Genomic DNA, 9162 nt, shown 5'->3' with positions numbered 1-9162 from the left:
ACTCCTAGGGTTCATACACCGGGTTTTTCCGAAGTTTTTTTCCTTCGTTTCCTGCGTCGTCGACGTTTTTGCTGGGGTTCCCCATCGTTGAATATCGGATTGAGGTTCCAGCTGAAATTTTTCCCACCATGCCAGGACCTTTTTGTCTTCTCCGGTAATGGCGGAAGCAAAGCGCAGGTAAGATAATGCTTCGGCAAAACCATGGCGGGTGGCGAAAGTCTCCGGGTGGCGCCCCGGTATCTTGCGCAGACGGTGCTGGCTGGTGAGGATATCGCGAATGAGGATAGCGACCCGATTGGGAAACTGGACGGTAGGGGCTACTTCACCCATGAATTCGGCAACAGCAGCATTAACGGCAGGGTGAGCAGGCAGGCCCGCCTTGCGGAAGCTTTCTGCTTTCTCCTGCAGGTACTGGCTGAACATTAGGGCAAAAAGCAGGGGAGGTTGCACTTTTTCCCCGTTTTGAATCGCAATGTCCAAGTGATCCAGGGCCTTTCCGACCCAGGTGTGGGGGAATCCGTCGCTTTCCCTTTCGAGCCAGTCATTGAAGTGGGGGAAGAGAGCGGAAAAAATGCCGCTCTGTCGCAGGAGTTGGTAGGTACGTTCACCTGCCCCCAGCAGAAACAGCTTGAGTACTTCCTCATAAAGCCTGGGTGGAGAAGCTTTTGTGACAGTGGGGCTCAGCTCCAGAATGGCCTGCCAGGTTGTTTCTTCGACGCGGAAGCCCAACATGGCGGCGAATCGCACAGCGCGGATCATCCGTACCGGATCTTCCACGAAGCGGATTCCGGAGTCTCCGATGGTGCGGATCACCCCTCTTTGCAGGTCATCCAAGCCTCCCACATAATCGATTAGAGAAAAGTCACTGATATTGTAAGCCAGGGCGTTGACGGTAAAGTCGCGCCTGACCGCATCTTCTGCGGGGGTGCCGAAGATATTGTCGCGCAATACCATGCCGTCTTCGCTTTTCAGCAGCAGTGGCGAGCGGCCGGTTAAAGTGTGGCCTTCCGATTCATCCATGGCGGCCGGTTCTTCTGCAGGTACATCATCCAGCCTGGCAGAGCGGAAGGTTGCCACCTCGATTATTTCATCCTGAAAATGCAGGTGGGCCAGCCGAAAGCGCCTCCCGATCAGGCGGCAGTTGCGGAACATCTTCTTGATCTGCAACGGAGTGGCATCGGTAACGATATCAAAATCCTTCGGTTCCCTGCCCAGCAGCAGATCTCGTACTCCACCGCCGACAAGATAGGCGGTAAACCCATTGTCCTTGAGGCGATAGAGAACTTTGACAGCATTGGGACTCAGGGAGCGGCGAGAGATGTTGTGGTCTGCACGGGATATTATCAGCGGCTTGAGTGGTTCCATATGTGTAGTAACCTACCACATCTGTCGGAGAAAGGCAAAGCGCCGCACCCTATAAAATAAATGGATATTTGACTTTTGTCATATCCTGCCGGACCTACAGCTATTATGATGGCATACATGGAACAGTTTACCAACAAACAGAAAAAGGATCTGAAGGTCCTCATTACTTTTGTCAGCTTCTATTGCCGGGCCAGGCATGGAAAAAATGCGGAGCAAAGTCCCCTGGCATTGCCGGCGGAGCTCAATTCCACATTTAAAAGAAACATGCATCTTTGCGGCGAGTGTGCCGGCCTTGTCGCCTATGCCATTGAGAAGCGCCGCAGGTGTCCTCTTGATCCGAAACCATCCTGTAAAAAATGTCCCATCCACTGCTACAGCAAAGAATATCGGGCCAAAATCAGGGAAGTGATGGCCTTTTCCGGCAAGCGCATGATCATGCGGGGGCGGCTCGATCTTTTGTGGCACTATTTATTTTAGAAGGAGAACGAAAATGATTAGAAAAATCGTACAGATAGACCAGAAGAAATGCAACGGCTGCGGGCTCTGCGTTCCAGCCTGTGCCGAAGGGGCGATAAGGATCGTTGACGGTAAGGCAGTGTTGTCGGCGGATAATCTCTGCGACGGGCTGGGCGCTTGTCTGGGAGACTGCCCACAGGATGCCATCGCCATTATCGAGCGGGAAGCAGACGAATTTGACGAGGCTGCAGTGGAAACCCACCTGAAGGAAAACAAGAAAGTATCTGCTCCTGTTGCCGAACCTCACCATCATGGCGGCTGTCCGGGGGCGCGTGCCATGTCCTTTGGCGCTTCATCTTCAACCGCAGCCGGCAAAGGGGAGAGCGCTCAGAGCCAGTTACGGCAATGGCCGGTACAGTTGAACCTCGTTCCGACCACGGCGCCATATTTCCAGAATGCCGACCTGCTCATTACCGCCGATTGCGTTCCCTTTGCCTACGCCGATTATCACAGGGAGTTCCTCGCCGGCAAAGCAGTGGTCGTCGGTTGTCCAAAGCTGGACGACAACCAGCACTACCGGGATAAGCTTACCGAGCTGTTCAAGGCGTCCTCACTAAAGTCCATAACGGTCCTGCGCATGGAGGTGCCTTGCTGTGGTGGCATTGTCATGGCTGCCCGTCAGGCATTGGCAGCCTCAGGCAAAGAAATCCCCTTCAAAGAGGTGACCATCGGTATCCGGGGTGATGTAGTCCAGGACTGAATGATGGAAGTGGACAAAAGAGACAGCTGACAGCCGGGGTAGTTATGCTGCATTTTGGCCTGACTCCCCGGCTTTTCTCGTGCCGGTCAGGTTTTAAATCGAACAAGACAAAAAGGATAATTTTTATCTTTTTTCCGTTGACAAGGGTCAGATGCACTGGTATTTTTCAGACAGATTGAATTGATTGCCATTCACAAAGGAGAATACCATGAGCGTTTGCACTTTAGTCACACAGGAAGCCCCGGATTTTACCGCTGAGGCGGTTATGCCGGACAACACCTTTGCCGAGATAAAATTGTCTGCGTTCCGCGGCAAGTACGTCATACTTTTCTTTTATCCTCTGGACTTCACCTTCGTCTGCCCTTCTGAAATTCTTGCCTTCAACAAACGGCTGACCGATTTCAAAGGCAAGAACTGCGAGGTCATCGGCGTTTCCGTAGATTCAAAATTTACCCATCTGGCCTGGAAAAATACCCCTGTAGAGAACGGAGGCATCGGTGCCATCCAGTATCCTCTTGTTCAGGATCTGAACAAATCCATTGCCCGCTCCTACGGCATTTTGTTTGATGATGCTGTTGCCCTGCGAGGTCTGTTCCTCATCGATCCCAACGGCAAAGTCCGTCACGCAGTGATCAATGATCTGCCGTTGGGCCGCAGCGTAAATGAAGCATTGCGTATGGTCGATGCCCTCCAGTTTGTGGAAACCCATGGCGGCGAAGTCTGCCCGGCCAACTGGCAGGAGGGGGATGAATCGATGAAAGCTTCAAGCGAAGGCGTAGCACCTATCTTGCCAAACACGGCCAGTGAGGGGCGTCGAAAGGCAGACAATTGCCGCGTGGGAATATTTCCGTGCCTGTTTTTGTTTTGCCTTGGGAATGCTGGTCTTGCCAGGGTGGGGTATTTATGTTAAAAGGATAAAATCTGTAAGCAGAAACATGGGAAAAAGGAGCGTCATCATGCGTGCTATTGTTGCAGGTTTACCCCTTTTACTGCTCTATATCCTTACTGTACCTGCCTTTGCCCAGGAGGCCCAGCAACCCGAAGCCATTGCAGAAAAGATGTCCTTTAAACTGGTGCGGGGACTGACAAACGTGGTGACCGGGGTTGTGGAGGTTCCGAAGCAGTCATATCTGACGGTGCGTGACCGTGGCAACATCGGCTATGTCGTGGGGCCGATAAAAGGGATGGGCATGGCCTTGTACCGGACACTGTTGGGCGCGGTGGAAACGGTATTTTTCATGGTGCCGCAGCCTGGGTATTACGATCCCATGATTAATCCGAATATGTGTGGCATGGTTGGGAAAAGCGGCCTGAAGTGAGCCTTATTAATGACGCCGAGCCCGTGGAAAAGGGGGAATAGCATGTCACTACGGGGGATGTTCCTCATTGCATCAGCTGCGGTAATCTGGCTTCTTGCTGCTACAGCCAATCTTGCCCAGGCCGATGATTACCGCACCGTTGAAAATGCCGGTCCCCAGGAAGTGGTCGATGCAATGGCTACCAAGGCCGCGCGCGGTCTGGCGAACACGGCGACAGGGTGGGTTGAATTTCCCAAGCAGATATATATAACTGCCAAGGATGATGGCGTAGCCAAGGGGCTTTTCGTTGGACCACTAAAGGGTCTCGGGATGACACTGGTGAGAACAGCATCAGGTCTGCTTGAGGCCGTTACCTTTTTTATTCCTTATCCGGGATTTTACGACCCCTATTTCGACCCGGCCTACGTTTGGCAGAAGGAATAGTCAGACCAGAGGAACATAATAGTGTCAGCAATTCAAAGCTTATACGCGTAATAAAAAAGCCGCACCCCTTGGGGATGCGGCTTTTTAATTCCTGTCGAAGGAAATTACTTTGCAGCAGGAGCAGCAGGAGCAGCAGCGTCAGCAGGCTTAGCTTCTTCTTTCTTCTCAGCAGCTTTCTTGGCAGCTTTTTTCTTCTTGGCAGCTTTTTTCTTAACAACTTTCTTCTCTTCTTTCTTCACTTCGCCAGCAGCAGGAGCAGCAGCAGGAGCTTCGGTTTTTGCAGGCTCAGCAGCGAAAACAACGCCAGCGAAAGCAACGGCTACGAGTGCAGCAACAACAGAGGACAGAACTTTTTTCATGGTGATTCTCCTTTAAAAATGTAAGATGCGCTTTGCACAGCAGAGAGCATGCCAAGTTTGTGGGTAAAGATAAGGTGCTGGAAATAGGAATATCTTTGGCGGTGATCTTCATGGAGAGAAAACTATCTACCTGAAATCATCGAAGGCGTGCCTCATTTGGGGTATGGTGCGTCTGCTCTTTAATCTCTGGATATCCCTTGCCAGATATTGAATAAATTTGATAATATACGGGCCGGTCGTGGCGGCAAGCTTCCGCCATGACGTTTTTTTGGGGTAAGGAAATGATTAAATGCCTTGCCTGGAGGTTTTTTGAGTAACGATTTTTTGCTTTCTGTAGAAAAGCCTGCCCGCTATATGGGTGGAGAGATGGGTGCCGTTGCCAGACCAGACGCTGAGATAAGGTTTGCCCTGGCATTCCCTGACGTATATGAAGTGGGCATGAGCCATTTGGGACTGCGGATACTCTACAGCATTCTGAACCAAGAACACTGGCTTGCTGCCGAGCGTGTCTATGCCCCGTGGCCCGACATGGAAGATCAACTTCGGCTTGACGGAAAGCCGCTTTCTACGTTGGAAACCTCAACCCCCCTGGCTGAAACGGACATCATTGGTTTTACCCTTCAATACGAGCTGTCCTACAGTAACATTCTCAATATGCTGGAACTGGCAGGCATACCACTGCTGGCTTGCGAAAGGGGGAAGGAATTTCCCCTGATCCTGGGGGGTGGCCCCTGTGCCTGTAACCCGGAGCCCCTTGCCGACTTTTTCGATGCCTTCCTCCTTGGGGATGGAGAAGATGCGATCCTTGAGATTGCAGAAGTCTGCCGCCAATGGAAAAGTGCCGGTGAAGCCAAGGCAGACCTTCTCCATCGCCTGTCGCTGATCGAGGGTGTTTATATTCCGGCATTTTTCTCGGTTTCCCATGACTCTGTCGGAAGAATTGAGGCCATCAAGCCTCTGAAGCCCGGCTATGATAAGGTGAAACGGCGCATCGCCCCCGACCTTAATGCACTGAGTTACCCTACTGCCCCTGTTGTGCCTTTTCTTAAAACGGTCCATGACCGGGTCAGCATGGAGATCGCCCGTGGCTGCACCCGTGGTTGCCGTTTCTGTCAGGCGGGTTACATATACCGTCCTTTGCGCGAGCGGACCCCGGCGCAGGTCATGGAAAAAATAGAAGAGACCCTGCGCAATACCGGTTACGATGAGATATCCCTGCTTTCTCTTTCTGCGGGTGACTATGGTTGCCTTACTCCCTTGCTCCAGAAACTGATGCACCGCTATGCCCAGGAACGCATTGCTGTTTCGCTACCGTCACTGCGGGTGGGAAGCCTGACACCGGAAATGGTGGCAGAGATAAACAAGGTGAGGAAGACAGGTTTCACCCTTGCCCCTGAAGCAGGCAGCGACCGGCTCCGCCAGGTGATCAACAAGGGGATAACCGAGCCCGATCTGCTGGATACCGCCTATCAAGTCTATGGCGCAGGCTGGCGGCTGATCAAGCTCTATTTCATGATCGGACTGCCGACGGAGACCATGGAAGACGTTCTGGGGATTGCCGAGCTGTCCAGGCAGGTCAAATATCAAGGGAAGCGTGCCGGCCAGGGGGGCGAGGTCAATGTTGCCGTCAGCAGCTTCGTGCCAAAGGCCAACACTCCATTCCAGTGGGAACAGCAGATCAGCTATGAAGAAATCCTGGAGAAACAGCAGTTCCTGCGCCAGGAGCTGAAGAAGCGCAAACTCAACTTGAAGTGGCACGATGCCCCATTGACGGTTATGGAAGGGGTATTTGCCAGGGGTGACCGGCGGCTGGGCAAGGTTTTGCTTGAGGCCAGGCGGCTGGGCTGCCGCTTCGACGGCTGGGGAGAGCATTTCAGGTTTGCCCGCTGGCAGGAGGCGTTCGCCGCTGCAGGCATCGACCCGCTTTTCTACCATCGCCAGCGGGACCTGGATGAGATACTCCCCTGGGACCACCTGGACAGCGGCATCAGCAGGGAATTCCTGCTGACGGAACTTGAAAAGGCTTCCGGTGGCGTTTATACCCCCGACTGTCGTAATGGCCAGTGTTCCGGGTGCGGGGTCTGCGATTTCAAGGCTGTGCGCATGCGACTTAATAAGCCCGAAGAGGCGATTGTAGCCGCAGACGGAGCACAGCCGGATGAAACCGCCGATGCGGAGCGGATCAGGCTTCGTTTCCAGAAAATCGGCCGGATGCGTTTCCTTAGTCACCTGGAAATGCTAAACCTTTTCATACGAGCGGTGGGCAGGGCACGCATCCCCATTCGCTATTCCCAAGGGTTTCATCCCCATCCGAAGTTCTCCTTTGCCACGGCGCTTTCCGTGGGGGTCGAATCCTGGGCTGAATATATGGATATGGAGGTGGATGCGGGCTTCGGTGCCGAGCGGCTGCTGGAGGCTCTCAACCAGGTATTGCCGGAAGGTGTGCGGGTGATGGAATCGCAAGTAATCCCGTTGAAGAGCGAGTCCCTATCGGTTATCATTACAGGGACCCGTTACCGGGTAAAACTTCCTTCAGGCACGGTGCAGGGCCTTACTGGCCAGGTGGATCACTTTCTTTCCCTGGATTCTTTTCCCCATCGGCGAGAAAAGAAAGGCAAGCTTGTGGAATTCGATCTGCGGCACGAGGTGATCAGCATTTCTGCAACTGCTGATGTCTTGCTCATGGAGGTTCGGCGCGGCAAGCCGCTGGAATTTGTTGCCGCCATCACCGGCCTGCCCCGGGAAGCGTTCGCCGGGTCAACCATAGAGAAGCTTGAGGTGCTGTTCAACTGAATCGTTTCCCCCATAACAAATAATCCTTTATCAACTTTTATATACGGAATCCGGTCATAAATTAATAGTAAACGAGGTTATCATGGGAAATGAGCTGGTCATCAATACCACCTCCCACGAAACCCGCATCGCCCTCATCGAGAACGGCACCATAGCCGAACTCTATATTGAGCGGAGTAGGGTCAAGGGGATCGTGGGCAACATCTACAAAGGGCGGGTTATCAGGGTCCTGCCGGGCATGCAGGCTGCCTTTGTCGATATCGGCCTGGAAAAAGCGGCCTTTCTCTATGTGGCGGATGTCTTTGATGCCATGGAGGAATACGACGGCTTCATGGACGGCAACGGCAAAAAAGAAGAGCCTGTGGAGGGGGAAGAGCCGGTGCTTCATCCCCTCCACCCAATTGAAGAGCTACTGCAGGAAGGTCAGGAACTGCTGGTGCAGATATCCAAGGAGCCGATCGGCACCAAAGGGGCACGCATCACCGCCCATATCTCTCTGCCGGGCAGGCACCTGGTGTACATGCCGACCGTTGATCACGTCGGCATATCCCGGCGCATTGAGGATGAGGTGGAGCGGGAGCGGCTGAAGGAGATCATCGACCGGATCAAGCCGGCTGGCGGCGGCTTTATCGTCCGTACCGTTTCTGAAGGCAAGAGCGAGGAGGACCTGATCTCGGACCTCAACTACCTGACCAAGCTCTGGGACGAGGTGGTGAAACGCAAGGAAAAGGCCAGCGCCCCTTTACTCATCCATTCTGATCTGGATGTGACCCAGAAGGTGGTGCGGGATATCCTTACCGAATCTGTGGAGCGGATCGTCGTCGATTCCAAGCCGGAACACGATAAGATAGTCCAGTTCATCAGTACCTTCATGCCCAAGATGAAGTACTCCATAGAACTCTATGACGAAGAGGAACCGATTTTCGATCATTTCGGCCTTGAAGTGGAGATCAGCCGGGCGCTGGGACGCAAGGTATGGCTCAAGTCCGGGGGCTACATCATCATTGAGCAGACGGAGGCTCTCACTGCCATCGATGTCAATACCGGGCGTTTTGTCGGCAAACACAACCTTGAGGACACCATTCTCAAGACCAATCTTGAGGCGGTTAAAGAAATTGCCTACCAGTTGCGGCTGCGAAACCTTGGCGGCATCATCATCATTGATTTCATCGATATGGAGCGGGAAGTAAACCGGGAAAAGGTATTCACTGCCCTGGAAGAGGCGGTAAGGGGCGACAAATCCAAGACCAACATCCTGAAAATTTCCGAACTGGGGCTGGTGGAGATGACGAGAAAGCGGGTGCGGGAGAGCATCGGCCGGATGATGTGCGAGCCTTGCCCCTACTGCGAGGGGAGGGGCTACGTCAAGTCGAAGACTACCGTTTGTCACGAAATTTTCAGGGAGCTGCGGCGGGAGATGCTCGATATCCGCGGCAGCAAGATTATGCTCACTGTGCACCCACAGGTGGCGGACCTGCTCTACGATGAGGAGCGGCGCGGCCTGGAGGAGTTGGAAAAGAACTTTAAGAAACGCATTACGGTAAGGGCGAAGCCGGGGTTTCATCAAGAACAATTCGAAATTGCCATCTCATAGGAATCGCCGCTTTTTGCCAATATCTTCGTTGCCCGTCAGGATTCCTTGTGCGACGTGGCGCAGCAGGCCCTCACCCAATCCCTCTCCCAGGGG

At 53.4% G+C, this 9162-nt stretch carries 9 protein-coding genes; 7 read left to right on the top strand and 2 right to left on the bottom strand.

The genetic code is table 11. The features are described 5' to 3' along the window. Nucleotides 1–1365: polynucleotide adenylyltransferase PcnB (gene pcnB / locus JCM15764_RS20435; RefSeq protein ID WP_243689516.1), on the bottom strand; the 1365-nt coding region annotated here is incomplete at its 3' end. 117 nt (nucleotides 1366–1482) lie between these two features. Here pcnB and JCM15764_RS20430 point away from each other — a divergent pair. The 5 genes from JCM15764_RS20430 (at nucleotide 1483) to JCM15764_RS20410 (ending at nucleotide 4323) form a co-directional block, all read left to right on the top strand. Further along, a complete protein-coding gene (locus tag JCM15764_RS20430) occupies nucleotides 1483–1842 on the top strand; it encodes a nitrous oxide-stimulated promoter family protein (protein ID WP_054698769.1) in 360 nt (119 codons plus the stop codon). A gap of 13 nt (nucleotides 1843–1855) precedes the next feature. Continuing rightward, the gene (locus tag JCM15764_RS20425; RefSeq protein ID WP_054698767.1) at nucleotides 1856–2581 is read left to right on the top strand and encodes an ATP-binding protein; all 726 of its coding nucleotides are present in this window, start codon (nucleotides 1856–1858) and stop codon (nucleotides 2579–2581) included. Nucleotides 2582–2789: 208 nt separating this feature from the next. Continuing rightward, nucleotides 2790–3491, top strand: a complete 702-nt coding sequence (locus JCM15764_RS20420) for a peroxiredoxin (protein ID WP_279384601.1) — start codon at nucleotides 2790–2792, stop codon at nucleotides 3489–3491. A gap of 46 nt (nucleotides 3492–3537) precedes the next feature. Beyond that, complete coding sequence (locus JCM15764_RS20415; protein WP_279384600.1) at nucleotides 3538–3900, top strand: exosortase system-associated protein, TIGR04073 family; 363 nt, start codon at nucleotides 3538–3540, stop codon at nucleotides 3898–3900. A 42-nt stretch (nucleotides 3901–3942) separates the two neighbouring features. Further along, a complete protein-coding gene (locus tag JCM15764_RS20410; protein ID WP_054698765.1) occupies nucleotides 3943–4323 on the top strand; it encodes an exosortase system-associated protein, TIGR04073 family in 381 nt (126 codons plus the stop codon). A 104-nt stretch (nucleotides 4324–4427) separates the two neighbouring features. Here the strand turns inward: JCM15764_RS20410 and JCM15764_RS20405 are convergent, their stop codons facing one another. Beyond that, on the bottom strand, nucleotides 4428–4682 hold the full coding sequence (locus JCM15764_RS20405; RefSeq protein WP_054698763.1) for a hypothetical protein: 255 nt from the start codon (nucleotides 4680–4682) through the stop codon (nucleotides 4428–4430). A gap of 309 nt (nucleotides 4683–4991) precedes the next feature. Between JCM15764_RS20405 and JCM15764_RS20400 the strand changes: the two genes are divergently transcribed. Beyond that, a complete protein-coding gene (locus JCM15764_RS20400; protein WP_054698761.1) occupies nucleotides 4992–7475 on the top strand; it encodes a TIGR03960 family B12-binding radical SAM protein in 2484 nt (827 codons plus the stop codon). An 82-nt stretch (nucleotides 7476–7557) separates the two neighbouring features. Then, complete coding sequence (locus JCM15764_RS20395; RefSeq protein WP_054698759.1) at nucleotides 7558–9069, top strand: Rne/Rng family ribonuclease; 1512 nt, start codon at nucleotides 7558–7560, stop codon at nucleotides 9067–9069. Nucleotides 9070–9162: the final 93 nt, after the last annotated feature.

Source organism: Geotalea toluenoxydans JCM 15764, from assembly GCF_001311985.1.
Classification (GTDB): Bacteria; Desulfobacterota; Desulfuromonadia; order Geobacterales; family Geobacteraceae; genus Geotalea; species Geotalea toluenoxydans.
The sequence above is the reverse complement of the archived record's forward strand: the minus strand, read 5'-3'. Positions and strand labels throughout refer to the sequence as shown.

What these genes read in the sequence shown, in the direction of transcription:
- JCM15764_RS20430 (WP_054698769.1), top strand. Translation starts at nt 1,483, where the DNA reads ATGGAACAGTTTACCAACAAACAGAAAAAGGATCTGAAGGTCCTCATT.
- JCM15764_RS20425 (WP_054698767.1), top strand. Translation starts at nt 1,856, where the DNA reads ATGATTAGAAAAATCGTACAGATAGACCAGAAGAAATGCAACGGCTGC.
- JCM15764_RS20420 (WP_279384601.1), top strand. Translation starts at nt 2,790, where the DNA reads ATGAGCGTTTGCACTTTAGTCACACAGGAAGCCCCGGATTTTACCGCT.
- JCM15764_RS20415 (WP_279384600.1), top strand. Translation starts at nt 3,538, where the DNA reads ATGCGTGCTATTGTTGCAGGTTTACCCCTTTTACTGCTCTATATCCTT.
- JCM15764_RS20410 (WP_054698765.1), top strand. Translation starts at nt 3,943, where the DNA reads ATGTCACTACGGGGGATGTTCCTCATTGCATCAGCTGCGGTAATCTGG.
- JCM15764_RS20405 (WP_054698763.1), bottom strand. Translation starts at nt 4,682, where the DNA reads ATGAAAAAAGTTCTGTCCTCTGTTGTTGCTGCACTCGTAGCCGTTGCT.
- JCM15764_RS20395 (WP_054698759.1), top strand. Translation starts at nt 7,558, where the DNA reads ATGGGAAATGAGCTGGTCATCAATACCACCTCCCACGAAACCCGCATC.